Origin of the sequence: Escherichia sp. MR, assembly GCF_005280595.1 — a bacterium.
Lineage (GTDB): Bacteria > Pseudomonadota > Gammaproteobacteria > Enterobacterales > Enterobacteriaceae > Escherichia > Escherichia ruysiae.
Window position 1 is genome coordinate 1 of sequence record NZ_SZVK01000021.1, and the last position, 14,836, is coordinate 14,836.

A 14,836-nucleotide genomic window follows, 5' to 3' on the forward strand; every position below is an offset into this window, starting at 1 on the left:
TCGGTGGAGCTGCATGACAAAGTCATCGGGCATTATCTGAACATAAAACACTATCAATAAGTTGGAGTCATTACCTGCGAGGTACGGTAAGAGTTGGCACCAATCCAGTCCATTAATGCGTGGTCGTGCACCATCAGCACGTTATCGAATCCTTTGCCACGCAAGTCAGCATCTTCATGACGACCAAAGCCAGTAAAGTAGAACGGTTTGTGGTTAATCAGGAACTTTTCGCCCTTCACTGCCACTGACCGGATGCCGACGCGCAGTGGGTAGATATCACACTCTGTCTGGCTTTTGGCTGTGACGCACAGTTCATAGAGATAACCTTCACCCGGTTGCCAGAGGTGCGGATTCACCACTTGCAAAGTCCCGCTGGTGCCTTGTCCAGTTGCAACCACCTGTTGATCCGCATCACGCAGTTCAACGCTGACATCACCATTGGCCACCACCTTCCAGTCAACAGACGCGTGGTTACAGTCTTGCGCGACATGCGTCACCACGGTGATATCGTCCACCCAGGTGTTCGGCGTGGTGTAGAGCATTACGCTGCGATGGATCCCGGCATAGTTAAAGAAATCATGGAAGTAAGACTGCTTTTTCTTACCGTTTTCGTCGGTAATCACCATTCCCGGCGGGATAGTCTGCCAGTTCAGTTCGTTGTTCACACAAACGGTGATACGTACACTTTTCCCGGCAATAACATATGGCGTGACATCGGCTTCAAACGGCGTATATCCCCCCTGATGCTCCATCACTTCCTGATTGTTTACCCACACTTTGCCGTAATGAGTGACCGCATCGAAACGCAGCACGATACGCTGGCCCGCCCAACCTTTAGGTATAAAGACTTCGCGCTGATACCAGACGTTACCCACATAATTACGAATATCCGCATCGGCGAACTGATCGTTAAAACTGCCCGGCACAGCAATTGCCCGGCTCTCTTGTAATGCGCTTTCCCACCAACGCTGATCAATTCCACTGTTTTCGCGATCCAGACTGAATGCCCACAGGCCGTCGAGTTTTTTGATTTCACGGGTTGGGGTTTCTACAGGACGTAACATAAGGGACTCCTCATTAAGATAAAAATACTGGTCAACCTTTAATCTGATTAGTTAACCAATTTTGTGATGTACACAGTTATCTGTGAGAAACCCATGGAAGAGAAATGGAAATAAAAAGAACTGACACCGCGATCAAAAAACCAAAAACTGCAATACCCACCGCGTGATACGGATCGCATTAATCTTTAAAACAGCGTTGACAGAAGCCACAAAATAAGAAATCGAACGTTCATTCGAATGAGTTTTAAATGATAAATTCACGTGCCATATGGATACTGTGTATGTGTTAACGGTGGTTTGGTGACGAAACGGAAAGAGTTTCTATGCAGGATTAAGCGGGCCAGTCTTCACCGACCCGCGAAAAGACAGAATCAGGATGCAGTTAAAATACCACCAATCATCGCGCGTAATCCCCGTGCGAATGACGCTTCACACGCCAGGTCTTCGGCTTCGATATCGGCCAGTACGCCATAGGTCAAATCCAGCAGTAAGCGAGAGGTCATTGCCGTGTTGATGTCAGGGTTTATCTCACCTTTTTGCTGGGCATCGCGCATACGCTGGGCGATAAACTCCGTAATCGTCAGATGCTTATTCTTAAGCATGGCGGCGACCTGTGGATTGCGCATCCCTTCCGCCATAATCTCGACCACCAGCGCCCGCTGTCCAAAGGCTTCATGAGTGAGAGAAACTATCGACTCGACCATATAGTCAACAAAATGAATCCCTTCGATAGGTTCGCGGAAGCGGATCACCGCTCTCTCCTGATCCTGAAGGATAATCGCCTGAATTAAGGCTTCTTTAGAAATGAAATGGTGATAGAGCGTTCCTGGGCTTATGCCGCAAGATTTACAGATGGCTTTCATCGAGGCACTGTGAAATCCATTTTCTGAAAAAATCTCTCTGGCAGCATTGAGGATCCGGGTCCGTGTCGGTTGTGCTTCAGTCTGCATGTTATCCATCGTTAAACCATTATAGTTAGCGTGAATAAGTAGTTTACTGCTTTGCCATGCAAGCGCCTAACATTGCAGGTCAAATGTGCGAAGCCCCCCGCATTCGAGTATTATTCACACGATAATTGGTCAACCAGCAATCAAAATATGGCAACCAGTAGCGAGATGGATGCACTTTTCTGATAACCCATCAGCATCAGAAAACAACGCTGAGTTGCGTTGTTTTCTGGTTTATTTGAATTAATTGAGTTCCTGTACCCCACCGCCAGAGACAGTGAGAATTTGTCCACTTATCCAGCCGGCTGCGGGTGAACACAAGAATAACGCCGCATTAGCAATATCTTGCGGTTGGCCCAGACGTCTGATTGGCGTGTGTTGCAACATTTTTTGTTCGATTTCTGGTGTAATAACGGATTTGAGGGCATCCGTTAATATTGCTCCCGGCGCAATACCATTCACCCGAATATTTTTTTCACCCAGGTCGAACGCCATATTCCTGACCAGATGACTGGCCGCAGCTTTAGATGACGCATACGAGGTCATGTTTTTATTTTTATTTTCTGCCGCCATAGAAGTGATAGTCAGAATAACGCCACCGCCATTTTTTTCCATCTCTGGCGCAATGAGTTGTGAAAGATGGAAAAAAGAAAAGACATTCAGTTCATAAGCGCGGCGAAAATCCGCCATTGGCATATCAAATGGCTTAGGCCCACCGCCACCGGCGTTGTTAACCAGAATATCAACTTTACCCAGTTTACTGACGGCAAAGTCTGCCAGAGCGGATAATTCCTGTTCGGACGTAATATCACAGCGCCACGCAAATGCCTGGCCACCCAGTTGTTGAATTTCATCTACAACATGATTAGCTGCATCGGCGTTAATATCGCTGACTACTACAGATGCACCTGCTGTCGCGAATGTAATGGCGATTTCTTTACCAATACCTGCACCCGCACCGGTGATGATGGCGCATTTTCCGTCGAGTCTCAGGTTGTCAGAATTAAACACATAAACCTCCTGTGAACTTCAGTAAAAATAAAAGGCACCGCCTGTGTGCCACATTTTTTATCATTAACCTTGAGGAAAGGACACTACCAGGTATAGCAGATAAAGAGAGGATTATTTCGCCGCAATGAGCCGGGCGGGGATAATTAGATTACGTGAATGCGTCTCTTCATGAGTGATTTTTTGCATCATGCGATCTGCAAGTGTTGTACCAAGTTCCCGCGCAGGTGTACTTGCCCAGGTAACGGGTATGTCATCAAGTGTGGTTTGCGTCGCATCGGTAAATGCCGCCAGCGAAACCTGTTGCTCAAAGTAACGATCGACTCCGCTCTCCCCGCTTTGCCGCCCTGCTTTCAGCAAACCAAACCATGCCCCCATCGCAATAGTTTCGTTATAGCAAACCACGGCGCTGATAGTCGGGTTACGGCGCAAAAGTGCTGTGATAGCTTCCGCAGCTTGTTTCTGGCTGGAAGTGCACTCCAGTACCCAATCGCTGTGAAACGGCAGGCCAAATTTTAATAATGTCGCGCAATATCCCCCCACCCGCTCCGCGCGGGTTAATGAGGAACTTTGCCCTCCCAACCAGGCGATACGCTGATGTCCATTGCGAATGAGATGCTCCGTCAATAACTGCGCAGCCTGCATGTTGTCCGGGCGAACAGTATCGACATCATCAAGATAACTGGCACGGGAAGCGAAAATCACCGGGATACCTTTTTCTTCTGCCATCCGCCGTAGGCCATCGCTGCTTCCCGCCGCACCGGCAATCACTACACCATCGACGCCCTGGTTGAGCAACAGTGAGAACCGCTGTGCCAACTGCTCGCCGTCTTTACCGCCGTGAAGCAAAAAAACCATCCGCCCCTGCGCCTCCAGAGCTTCCGTCAATCCGGCCGTTAATTCAGCGTAAAATGACGTAGATAAATCACGGACGATCAAACCAATGACGCCGCTTTGCCCGCCGCGCAGTGCCGACGCCTGGCGATTGCGCACAAATCCCAGCTCTTCAATCGCTGCGTTAACCCGTTCCCCCGTAGCGGTAGATATTCGTCCTTTCCCGCTAAGTACCAGCGAAACGGTACTGACCGACACGCCCGCAGCCAGCGCAACATCATGAATGGTGATTTTTTTGGCGGTAGCCATACAGATGACCTACTCCCTGATTTTTGTGACAGATAAAACGTTTTACCTTTAATTTATCTTATACCCGCTATTATCGTCGCGTAATGTGATTTATGCCTCACTAAAGTTTGATAAAACGTTTTATCTTCTCGCGCAATTTATTGAATCCAGACTGTTCTTAACAAGGAGTCGTTTTATGACGGCGAAAACAGCACCGAAAGTCACGCTGTGGGAATTTTTCCAGCAGTTAGGCAAAACCTTTATGTTACCCGTCGCATTACTGTCGTTCTGCGGCATTATGTTAGGGATTGGTAGTTCCCTGAGTAGCCATGATGTCATCACCCTCATCCCGGCATTGGGTAACCCCGTGTTGCAGGCTATCTTTACCTGGATGAGTAAAATTGGCTCGTTCGCTTTTAGCTTCCTACCGGTGATGTTCTGTATTGCGATCCCGCTTGGTCTGGCACGTGAAAACAAAGGAGTGGCGGCGTTCGCTGGTTTCGTGGGTTATGCGGTAATGAACCTGGCGGTTAACTTCTGGTTGACCAATAAAGGCATTCTGCCAACCACCGATGCAGCTGTTCTGAAAGCCAATAACATCCAGAGCATTCTTGGGATCCAGTCGATCGATACCGGGATCCTCGGTGCGGTGATCGCCGGTATTATCGTCTGGATGCTGCATGAGCGTTTTCATAATATCCGCCTGCCGGATGCGCTGGCATTCTTCGGCGGTACGCGCTTCGTGCCAATTATCTCCTCGCTGGTGATGGGGCTTGTCGGTCTGGTGATTCCGTTAGTCTGGCCGATTTTTGCCATGGGTATTAGTGGCTTAGGTCATATGATCAACAGCGCGGGTGATTTCGGACCTATGCTGTTTGGTACGGGTGAACGTCTGCTATTGCCGTTTGGTCTGCATCACATTCTGGTGGCATTAATTCGCTTTACTGACGCGGGCGGCACGCAGGAAGTCTGTGGACAAACCGTCAGCGGCGCACTCACCATCTTCCAGGCGCAATTAAGCTGCCCGACCACTCACGGTTTCTCTGAAAGCGCCACGCGTTTCCTCTCCCAGGGTAAAATGCCTGCGTTCCTCGGCGGTCTGCCAGGTGCTGCATTAGCCATGTATCACTGTGCTCGCCCGGAAAACCGTCATAAAATTAAAGGCCTACTGATTTCTGGCCTGATCGCCTGTGTTGTTGGCGGCACCACCGAACCGCTGGAGTTCTTGTTCCTGTTCGTAGCGCCAGTTCTCTACGTCATCCACGCGCTGTTAACCGGCCTCGGCTTCACCGTCATGTCTGTGCTCGGCGTCACCATCGGTAATACCGATGGCAATATCATCGATTTTGTGGTGTTCGGTATTTTGCATGGCCTGTCGACTAAGTGGTACATGGTGCCAGTGGTGGCGGCAATCTGGTTTGTCGTTTACTACGTCATCTTCCGTTTCGCTATCACCCGCTTCAATCTGAAAACACCGGGTCGCGACAGTGAAATCGCCAGCTCAATCGAAAAAGCCGTTACCGGTGCGCCGGGTAAATCGGGTTACAACGTTCCGGCAATCCTCGAAGCCTTAGGCGGTGCCGACAATATTGTCAGCCTGGATAACTGCATTACCCGTCTGCGTTTGTCAGTGAAAGATATGTCGCTTGTTAATGTACAGGCGCTAAAGGACAATCGGGCAATTGGCGTAGTACAACTTAATCAACATAACCTGCAGGTTGTTATCGGGCCGCAAGTTCAGTCAGTAAAAGACGAAATGGCTGGTCTGATGCGTACTGTTCAGGCATAAGGATAAAATATGTTCGATTTTTCAAAGGTCGTGGATCGTCATGGGACATGGTGTACACAGTGGGACTATGTCGCTGACCGTTTCGGCACTGCTGACCTGTTACCGTTCACGATTTCAGACATGGATTTTGCCACCGCCCCCTGCATTATCGAGGCGCTTAATCAACGTCTGATGCACGGTGTATTTGGCTACAGCCGCTGGAAAAACGATGAGTTTCTCGCGGCTATTGCCCACTGGTTCTCCACCCAGCATAACACCGCCATTGATACGCAGTCGGTGGTTTATGGTCCTTCTGTTATCTATATGGTGTCGGAATTGATTCGCCAGTGGTCTGCTGTCGGTGAAGGTGTAGTGATCCATACCCCAGCTTACGACGCATTTTACAAAGCCATCGAAGGTAATCAGCGCACCGTGATGCCCGTTGCTTTAGAGAAACGAGCAGACGGCTGGTTTTGCGATATGACCAAACTGGAAGCGGTGTTGGCAAAACCGGAGTGTAAAATTATGCTCCTGTGTAGCCCGCAGAACCCCACCGGTAAGGTCTGGAGTTGTGACGAACTGGAGATAATGGCAGACCTGTGCGAGCGGCATGATGTGCGTGTTATCTCCGATGAAATCCATATGGATATGGTATGGGGCGAGCAACCGCATATTCCCTGGAGTAACGTGGCGCGCGGAAACTGGGCGCTGCTGACCTCTGGCTCAAAAAGCTTCAACATTCCCGCCCTGACCGGAGCTTACGGCATCATTGAAAATAGCGATAGTCGCGAGACGTATTTATCGGCACTGAAAGGTCGTGATGGATTGTCCTCACCAGCCGTACTGGCGCTTACCGCCCATATTGCCGCCTATCAACAAGGCGCGCCGTGGCTGGATGCCTTACGTGTCTATCTGCAAGACAATCTGACATATATCGCAAATACGATGAATGCAGCGTTCCCGGAACTCAACTGGCAGCTCCCACAATCCACTTATCTGGCCTGGCTTGATCTACGTCCGTTGAATATCGACGACAACGCATTGCAAAAAGCCCTGATTGAGCAAGAAAAAGTAGCGATCATGCCGGGATATACCTACGGTGAAGAGGGTCGTGGCTTTGTTCGTCTCAATGCCGGATGCCCGCGTTCAAAACTGGAAAAAGGTATTGCCGGTTTGATTAACGCCATCCGAACTGTACGCTGATTACGATTGCGCAACGTAAATAATCGTTGCGCAATCGTAGATTTTTACCCGGTTTTGTTTTTATAATGGTGCGCACTTTTATATACAGAAAAAGAGTGCGACCATGATTGATACCACCCTGCCATTAACCGATATCCATCGCCACCTTGATGGCAACATTCGTCCCCAGACCATTCTTGAACTTGGCCGCCAGTATAATATCTCGCTTCCTGCACAGTCCCTGGACACGTTGATCCCTCACGTTCAGGTCATCGCCAACGAACCCGATCTGGTTAGCTTTCTGACCAAACTTGACTGGGGCGTAAAAGTTCTTGCCACGCTCGACGCCTGCCGTCGCGTGGCGTTTGAAAATATAGAAGATGCTGCCCGTAATGGCCTGCACTATGTTGAACTGCGTTTTTCGCCGGGTTATATGGCGATGGCGCATCAGTTGCCTGTCGCAGGCGTCGTTGAAGCAGTCATTGATGGCGTACGTGAAGGTTGCCGCACCTTTGGCGTGCAGGCGAAGCTTATCGGAATTATGAGCCGAACCTTTGGCGAAGCCGCCTGTCAGCAAGAGCTGGAAGCATTTTTAGCTCATCGCGATCAGATTACCGCACTGGATTTAGCCGGTGATGAGCTTGGTTTCCCGGGGAGTCTGTTCCTTTCTCACTTCAATCGCGCGCGTGATGCAGGCTGGCATATTACTGTCCATGCGGGCGAAGCCGCCGGGCCAGAAAGCATCTGGCAGGCTATTCGTGAACTGGGGGCGCAGCGTATTGGACATGGCGTAAAAGCCATTGAAGATCGGGCGCTGATGGATTTCCTCGCTGAACAGCAAATTGGTATTGAATCTTGTCTGACCTCAAATATTCAGACCAGCACCGTAGCGTCTCTGGCGGTACATCCGCTGAAAACGTTCCTTGAGCATGGTATTTGTGCCAGCATTAACACTGACGATCCAGGCGTACAGGGCGTGGATATCATTCACGAATATACCGTTGCCGCGCCGGCTGCTGGGTTATCCCGCGAGCAAATCCGCCAGGCGCAGATTAATGGTCTGGAAATGGCTTTCCTCAGTGCAGAGGAAAAACGCGCACTGAAAGAAAAAGTAGCGGGGAAATAAGAACATGCCTGATACGACGCGTAAGCGTCGTATCAGGCATTAAACTCATCAAGAATGTCTACATTATTTACGCCAGACACAGCGTCGCGCGATGTTTGGCGGATTCAATGCCCAGCTCAATCAGCTCCATCACCTGGATTGCCTGACTTGCCGGAACCGGATTTTCTCCATCGCCATTCAACGCATCTCGAATAGCAGCATAGTAAGCCGGATAATTTCCCGGCACCGTCAGCAGTGTTTCTTCGACACGTTCTTCACCTTCAACGCGGGTAAGTACGCCGTCACGCATATCGTAGCCCCAATCCTCTTGTGGCAGACGCTCGCCATTTTTCAAGCGTTCTTCCTGTGGATCGAGGCCATATTTAATATAGCTGCCGCGAGAGCCATGAACGATATAACGCGCCGACTCTGCCGCCGCCAGCATAGTGCCGTGTAAAATAACCCGCCGTTGTGGATAGGACAAAATGGCGTGGAAATAATCGGTCGACTGCGCTCCTGGACGTAACTGTGCTAAATCCACGGTCATGCTGACAGGTAAGCCAAACAACGTAATGGCCTGATCGAGCAGATGCGGTGCCAGATCGTACCAGATACCGCTGCCAGGACCGCCCTGTTCACGCCAGCGATCGCGTACCTGCGGACGGAAACGATCAAAATGTGACTCAAAGTAAGCAACCTCACCCAGCACACCTTCCGCAAGTAATCCTTTCAGCGTCAGAAAATCACTGTCCCAGCGACGGTTATGAAACACGGACAACACGCGTCCAAGGCTTTTTGCCAGCGCATCCAGTTCTCGCGCTTGTGACAGTGTCACGGTAAAGGGCTTATCAACGACTACGTGTTTACCCGCTTCCAGCGCCGCTTTCGCTAACGGAAAATGAGTATCGTTGGGCGTAGGAATGACAATCAGGTCAATATTGGGATCATTAAAGAGATGCTTCGGTTCAGAGACAACCGTAACCGTTGGCCAGTCGGCCTTTACTTTTGTTTCGTCACTGCTGGAGATAACTGCCAGCTCCAACCCGGGCGTGCCCGCAATCAGGGGCGCATGGAAGGTTTTACTCGCATAACCGTACCCAATCAACCCAACACGGATGTTGTCGCTCATGTCATTGCCTCTCATTGAAGTATGATTGCTATTTGACACTATCCTTTACCCTCTCTCAACAGTTTAATAACCTGCCAGCAATAAGGGATGTTATTTAACTTAAGTCAAAAAAATGGCTAATTTTCCGAAGGAAAAAGATAAATATCGCAAAAACATCAGTAAAAATCTTGCTGGCGCAATTATTGCTAAGTAACATTTACGGCCTTAGTTAATGGATCAATCAACATAGATGTGGGCAGTAATGAATCGTCTTATTGAATTAACAGGTTGGATCGTTCTTGTTGTTTCAGTCATTCTTCTTGGCGTGGCGAGTCACATTGACAACTACCAGCCGCCAGAACAGAGTACCCAGGTGCAACACAAGTAATCTCTGCGTTTGCAAGACAACATGCAGCCATTCGGGTGCATGTTTTAACTTGACAGGTATTTAAACCAGGAATTTATTATCTTGCTCGATGGAGTTGACGATTGTCAGGAATAGTAAAGCGCGTTACTCTTTTATTAGCAGTATTTCATCCCTGAATATTTGCCATCAGCACATTCTTATTATTGTTATTGCAAAAGCGTTCACCGCTGGTGAAATTTTATCATAACATATAATACCTACCACTTTGGTATTAGTTATTTTATGGATCTTTTATGACTGCTCAGGAATACTTATTAAAGTTTCGTAAAATCAATTCTCTCGAAAGTCTGGAAAAACTCTACGACCACCTTAATTACACCCTGACGGACGATCAGGATATTATCAATATGTATCGCGCAGCCGATCACCGCCGTGCTGAACTGGTCTCTGGCGGTCGATTGTTTGACCTTGGCCAGGTTCCAAAGTCCGTCTGGCACTATGTTCAATAAAGAAAGTAGCGATTGGTTATAAAAGCCTTATAATAACGCCCCTAAAATTAGATTTGCCTGTTTGCTGTCGCTATTCTGGAGAACGTATGATCACCACAACGCCACAACGTATTGGAGGCTGGTTGCTTGGGCCGTTGGCCTGGCTGTTAGTCGCCCTATTGAGTACGACGCTGGCGTTGTTGCTGTACTGTGCAGCGTTATCCTCTCCTCAAACATTTAAAACGCTCGGCGAACAAACACTGACGACGCAAATCTTATGGGGCGTTTCGTTTATTACCGCTATTGCCATGTGGTATTACACCTTGTGGTTAACTATCGCGTTCTTTAAACGCCGGCGTTGTGTTCCTAAACACTATATTATCTGGTTACTGATTTCCGTATTACTGGCGGTTAAAGCCTTTGCGTTTTCGCCAGTTGAAGATGGTGTCGCCGTTCGCCAGTTGCTGTTTACTTTGCTGGCAACCGCATTGATCGTCCCCTATTTCAAACGCTCGTCGCGGGTGAAAGCGACGTTTGTGAATCCGTAATAACCTTACAGTTAACCTGTTGTCGCCTGCTCTGGATTAACGGATAATAGGCGGCTTTTTTATTTCAGGCCGAAAAATGACTGACTACCTGTTACTGTTTGTCGGAACTGTACTGGTCAATAACTTTGTACTGGTCAAGTTTCTGGGGCTTTGCCCGTTTATGGGCGTTTCCAAAAAGCTGGAAACCGCAATGGGCATGGGGCTGGCAACAACATTTGTGATGACGCTGGCGTCTATTTGCGCCTGGCTTATCGACACGTGGATTTTGATCCCGCTCGATCTGATTTACCTGCGCACCCTGGCCTTTATTCTGGTGATTGCTGTAGTCGTGCAGTTCACCGAGATGGTGGTACGTAAAACCAGCCCGGTGCTTTACCGACTGCTGGGGATTTTTCTACCGCTTATCACCACCAACTGTGCGGTGCTCGGCGTGGCATTGCTGAATATCAATCTCGGACACAATTTCTTGCAGTCGGCACTGTACGGTTTTTCTGCTGCTGTCGGCTTCTCGCTGGTGATGGTGCTTTTCGCCGCCATTCGCGAACGCCTTGCTGTGGCTAATGTCCCGGCACCTTTTCGCGGTAATGCCATTGCTCTCATTACCGCAGGTCTTATGTCTCTGGCCTTTATGGGCTTTAGTGGTTTGGTGAAGTTGTAATGAATGCTATCTGGATTGCCGTTGCCGCCGTGAGCCTGCTGGGTCTGGCGTTTGGCGCCATTCTGGGTTATGCCTCCCGCCGTTTTGCGGTGGAAGACGATCCGGTCGTTGAGAAAATTGACGAAATCTTACCGCAGAGCCAGTGTGGGCAGTGCGGTTATCCTGGCTGTCGCCCCTATGCCGAAGCCATCAGCTGTAACGGTGAAAAAATCAACCGCTGCGCCCCTGGCGGCGAAGCTGTAATGCTAAAAATTGCCGAACTGCTTAATGTCGAGCCGCAGCCGCTGGATGGCGATGCGCAAGAGTTGACGCCTGCGCGGATGGTGGCGGTTATTGATGAAAATAACTGTATTGGCTGCACCAAGTGCATTCAGGCGTGTCCGGTAGACGCCATCGTTGGCGCTACCCGTGCCATGCATACGGTAATGAGTGAGCTCTGTACGGGCTGCAATTTATGCGTTGACCCGTGCCCGACGCACTGCATCTCGTTGCAACCGGTCGCAGAAACGCCTGACTCCTGGAAATGGGATCTGAACACCATTCCCGTGCGCATTATTCCCGTGGAACACCATGCTTAAGTTATTCTCTGCATTAAAAAAAAATAAAATCTGGGATTTCAACGGCGGCATCCATCCACCGGAGATGAAAACCCAGTCCAACGGTACTCCCCTGCGCCAGGTTCCACTGGCGCAGCGTTTTGTCATTCCACTGAAACAGCATATTGGCGCTGAAGGTGAGCTGTGCGTTAGCGTCGGCGATAAAGTATTGCGCGGCCAGCCGCTTACCCGTGGTCGCGGTAAAATGCTGCCAGTTCACGCGCCAACGTCTGGCATTGTTACGGCTATTGCGCCCCACTCTACGGCTCATCCTTCAGCCTTAGCTGAATTAAGCGTGATTATTGATGCCGATGGTGAAGATTGCTGGTTCCCACGTGACGGCTGGACCGATTACCGCTCACGCAGCCGGGAAGAATTAATTGAACGCATTCATCAGTTTGGCGTCGCCGGGCTGGGTGGTGCGGGCTTCCCGACAGGCGTTAAATTACAGGGCGGCGGCGATAAAATCGAAACCTTGATTATTAATGCAGCCGAGTGCGAACCGTATATTACCGCCGATGACCGTCTGATGCAGGATTGCGCAGCTCAGGTGGTGGAAGGCATTCGCATTCTTGCGCATATTTTACAGCCGCGCGAAATTCTTATCGGTATTGAAGATAACAAACCGCAGGCGATTTCCATGCTTCGCGCGGTGCTGGCGGATTCCCACGATATTTCTCTGCGGGTGATTCCAACCAAATATCCTTCCGGCGGCGCCAAACAGTTAACGTACATCCTGACCGGGAAACAAGTGCCGCACGGCGGTCGCTCGTCAGATATCGGCGTGTTAATGCAAAACGTTGGCACGGCTTACGCAGTAAAACGCGCAGTAATCGATGGTGAACCGATTACCGAGCGCGTGGTGACGCTGACCGGAGAAGCGATTGCACGTCCAGGCAACGTCTGGGCGCGTCTGGGTACGCCGGTGCGTCATTTATTGAACGATGCCGGATTCTGCCCTTCTGCCGATCAAATGGTGATAATGGGCGGCCCACTGATGGGCTTTACCTTACCGTGGCTGGATGTACCGGTAGTTAAAATCACCAACTGCCTGTTAGCTCCGTCCGCCAGTGAACTGGGCAAACCGCAGGAAGAACAAAGCTGCATCCGCTGTAGCGCCTGTGCCGATGCCTGCCCAGCGGATCTTTTGCCGCAGCAGTTGTACTGGTTCAGCAAAGGTCAACAGCACGACAAAGCCACCACGCATAACATTGCCGACTGCATTGAATGCGGTGCCTGCGCGTGGGTTTGCCCGAGTAATATTCCCCTGGTGCAATATTTCCGTCAGGAAAAAGCCGAGATTGCCGCCATTCGTCAGGAAGAGAAACGCGCCGCAGAAGCTAAAGCGCGTTTTGAAGCTCGTCAGGCACGCCTGGAACGCGAAAAAGCGGCGCGTCTTGAACGACATAAGAGCGCAGCAGTCCAACCGGCAGCCAAAGACAAAGATGCGATTGCTGCCGCACTGGCACGTGTGAAAGAAAAACAAGCTCAGGCCACGCAACCGATTGTGATTAAAGCGGGTGAACGCCCGGATAACAGCGCGATTATTGCGGCACGGGAAGCCCGTAAAGCACAAGCCAGAGCAAAACAGGCAGAATTGCAGCAAACTAACGACACCGCAACAGTTGCTGATCCACGTAAAGCGGCAGTAGAAGCCGCAATTGCTCGAGCTAAAGCACGCAAGCTGGAACAACAACCTGCTAACGAATTGCCGCAGGAACAGGTTGACCCGCGCAAAGCCGCTGTCGAAGCCGCTATCGCCCGCGTTCAGGCCAAAAAAGCCGCTCAGCAAAAGGTTGTAAACGAGGACTAAATGGTATTCAGAATAGCTAGCTCCCCTTATACCCATAACCAGCGCCAGACATCGCGCATTATGTTGCTGGTACTGATCGCAGCCGTGCCCGGAATCGCTGCGCAACTTTGGTTTTTTGGCTGGGGTACTCTCGTTCAGATCCTCCTGGCGTCGGTCAGTGCACTTTTAGCCGAAGCTCTTGTGCTGAAACTGCGCAAACAGCCTGTTTCCACAACCTTAAAAGATAATTCGGCGCTTTTAACAGGGCTGTTACTCGCCGTAAGTATTCCGCCCCTCGCACCATGGTGGATGGTCGTGCTGGGTACGGTGTTTGCGGTGATCATCGCTAAACAGTTGTACGGCGGTCTGGGGCAAAACCCGTTTAACCCGGCGATGATTGGCTATGTGGTCTTACTGATCTCCTTCCCGGTGCAGATGACCAGCTGGCTGCCACCGCATGAAATTGCGGTCAACATCCCTGGCTTCATCGACGCCATACAGGTTATCTTCAGCGGTCATACTGCCAGCGGCGGTGATATGAACACGCTACGCTTAGGTATTGATGGCATTAGCCAGGCAACGCCACTGGATACGTTCAAAACTTCTGTCCGCGCCGGTCATTCGGTTGAGCAGATTATGCAGTATCCGATCTACAGCGGTATTCTGGCGGGTGCTGGTTGGCAATGGGTAAACCTCACCTGGCTGATTGGCGGCGTGTGGTTGCTATGGCAGAAAGCGATTCGCTGGCATATTCCGGTCAGCTTCTTAGTAACGCTGGCGTTATGCGCAACGTTGGGCTGGTTGTTCTCACCAGAAACACTGGCATCACCGCAAATTCACCTGCTGTCTGGCGCGACCATGCTCGGCGCATTCTTTATTCTGACCGATCCGGTGACCGCTTCTACGACCAATCGTGGTCGTCTGATTTTCGGTGCGCTGGCGGGCTTATTAGTCTGGTTGATCCGCAGTTTCGGCGGCTATCCTGACGGCGTGGCTTTTGCTGTCTTGCTGGCGAACATCACGGTTCCTCTGATCGATTACTACACGCGTCCGCGCGTCTACGGCCATCGCAAAGGATAAACC

General features: G+C 50.4%; 14 protein-coding genes and 2 pseudogenes. 11 read left to right on the forward strand and 5 right to left on the reverse strand.

The window, feature by feature from the left end; genetic code table 11:
• Positions 1-3: 3 nt before the first annotated feature.
• Positions 4-60, forward strand: a complete 57-nt coding sequence (locus tag FC814_RS23485; protein ID WP_003032489.1) for an IS1 family transposase — start codon at positions 4-6, stop codon at positions 58-60.
• A gap of 17 nt (positions 61-77) precedes the next feature.
• Here the strand turns inward: FC814_RS23485 and uidA are convergent.
• The 4 genes and pseudogenes from uidA to malI form a co-directional block, all read right to left on the reverse strand.
• Positions 78-1,064, reverse strand: a pseudogene (uidA, locus tag FC814_RS11260) (beta-glucuronidase); the annotation flags it as partial.
• 371 nt (positions 1,065-1,435) lie between these two features.
• Positions 1,436-2,023 (reverse strand): DNA-binding transcriptional regulator UidR, encoded by a 588-nt coding sequence (uidR, locus tag FC814_RS11265; protein WP_000369705.1) that lies wholly within the window; start codon positions 2,021-2,023, stop codon positions 1,436-1,438.
• A 231-nt stretch (positions 2,024-2,254) separates the two neighbouring features.
• The gene (gene hdhA / locus FC814_RS11270) at positions 2,255-3,022 is read right to left on the reverse strand and encodes a 7-alpha-hydroxysteroid dehydrogenase (RefSeq protein ID WP_105280439.1); all 768 of its coding nucleotides are present in this window, start codon (positions 3,020-3,022) and stop codon (positions 2,255-2,257) included.
• Between the two features lie 111 nt (positions 3,023-3,133).
• A complete protein-coding gene (gene malI / locus FC814_RS11275; protein ID WP_000179525.1) occupies positions 3,134-4,162 on the reverse strand; it encodes a mal regulon transcriptional regulator MalI in 1,029 nt (342 codons plus the stop codon).
• A gap of 175 nt (positions 4,163-4,337) precedes the next feature.
• On the opposite strand from malI, the gene malX reads away from it, so the two are divergent.
• The 3 genes from malX to add all read left to right on the forward strand — a co-directional run bounded on the left by malX (position 4,338) and on the right by add (position 8,217).
• The gene (malX, locus tag FC814_RS11280) at positions 4,338-5,930 is read left to right on the forward strand and encodes a PTS maltose transporter subunit IICB (protein WP_105279401.1); all 1,593 of its coding nucleotides are present in this window, start codon (positions 4,338-4,340) and stop codon (positions 5,928-5,930) included.
• Positions 5,931-5,939: 9 nt separating this feature from the next.
• Positions 5,940-7,112, forward strand: coding sequence for a bifunctional maltose regulon transcriptional repressor/cystathionine beta-lyase MalY (gene malY, locus FC814_RS11285; RefSeq protein WP_000459365.1), 1,173 nt, complete (start codon positions 5,940-5,942; stop codon positions 7,110-7,112).
• Between the two features lie 103 nt (positions 7,113-7,215).
• The gene (gene add, locus FC814_RS11290) at positions 7,216-8,217 is read left to right on the forward strand and encodes an adenosine deaminase (protein ID WP_137325948.1); all 1,002 of its coding nucleotides are present in this window, start codon (positions 7,216-7,218) and stop codon (positions 8,215-8,217) included.
• A 67-nt stretch (positions 8,218-8,284) separates the two neighbouring features.
• Here the strand turns inward: add and FC814_RS11295 are convergent, their stop codons facing one another.
• The gene (locus tag FC814_RS11295) at positions 8,285-9,325 is read right to left on the reverse strand and encodes an oxidoreductase (protein ID WP_001282509.1); all 1,041 of its coding nucleotides are present in this window, start codon (positions 9,323-9,325) and stop codon (positions 8,285-8,287) included.
• Between the two features lie 241 nt (positions 9,326-9,566).
• Between FC814_RS11295 and blr the strand changes: the two genes are divergently transcribed.
• The 7 genes and pseudogenes from blr (at position 9,567) to rsxD (ending at position 14,833) form a co-directional block, all read left to right on the forward strand.
• Positions 9,567-9,692 carry a division septum protein Blr gene (gene blr / locus FC814_RS11300; RefSeq protein WP_032155957.1) on the forward strand — a complete coding sequence of 42 codons (126 nt, stop codon included), beginning with the start codon at positions 9,567-9,569 and terminating at the stop codon, positions 9,690-9,692.
• Between the two features lie 272 nt (positions 9,693-9,964).
• Entirely contained in the window at positions 9,965-10,180 is a 216-nt protein-coding gene (gene ydgT, locus FC814_RS11305) for a transcription modulator YdgT (RefSeq protein ID WP_000126621.1), read from the forward strand.
• Positions 10,181-10,266: 86 nt separating this feature from the next.
• Positions 10,267-10,707, forward strand: coding sequence for a DUF2569 domain-containing protein (locus FC814_RS11310; protein ID WP_024212466.1), 441 nt, complete (start codon positions 10,267-10,269; stop codon positions 10,705-10,707).
• A 76-nt stretch (positions 10,708-10,783) separates the two neighbouring features.
• The gene (gene rsxA, locus FC814_RS11315) at positions 10,784-11,365 is read left to right on the forward strand and encodes an electron transport complex subunit RsxA (protein WP_000133182.1); all 582 of its coding nucleotides are present in this window, start codon (positions 10,784-10,786) and stop codon (positions 11,363-11,365) included.
• Positions 11,365-11,943: an electron transport complex subunit RsxB gene (gene rsxB / locus FC814_RS11320; RefSeq protein ID WP_000991800.1), complete on the forward strand. Its 579-nt coding sequence runs from the start codon at positions 11,365-11,367 to the stop codon at positions 11,941-11,943. The genes rsxA and rsxB overlap by 1 nt, the downstream gene beginning before the upstream one ends.
• Positions 11,936-13,756 (forward strand): annotated as a pseudogene (gene rsxC, locus FC814_RS11325) (electron transport complex subunit RsxC); the annotation flags it as partial. The gene rsxB and the pseudogene rsxC, both read left to right, overlap by 8 nt.
• 18 nt (positions 13,757-13,774) lie before the next feature.
• Positions 13,775-14,833, forward strand: a complete 1,059-nt coding sequence (rsxD, locus tag FC814_RS11330; RefSeq protein ID WP_032225245.1) for an electron transport complex subunit RsxD — start codon at positions 13,775-13,777, stop codon at positions 14,831-14,833.
• The last annotated feature ends 3 nt before the right edge of the window (positions 14,834-14,836 follow it).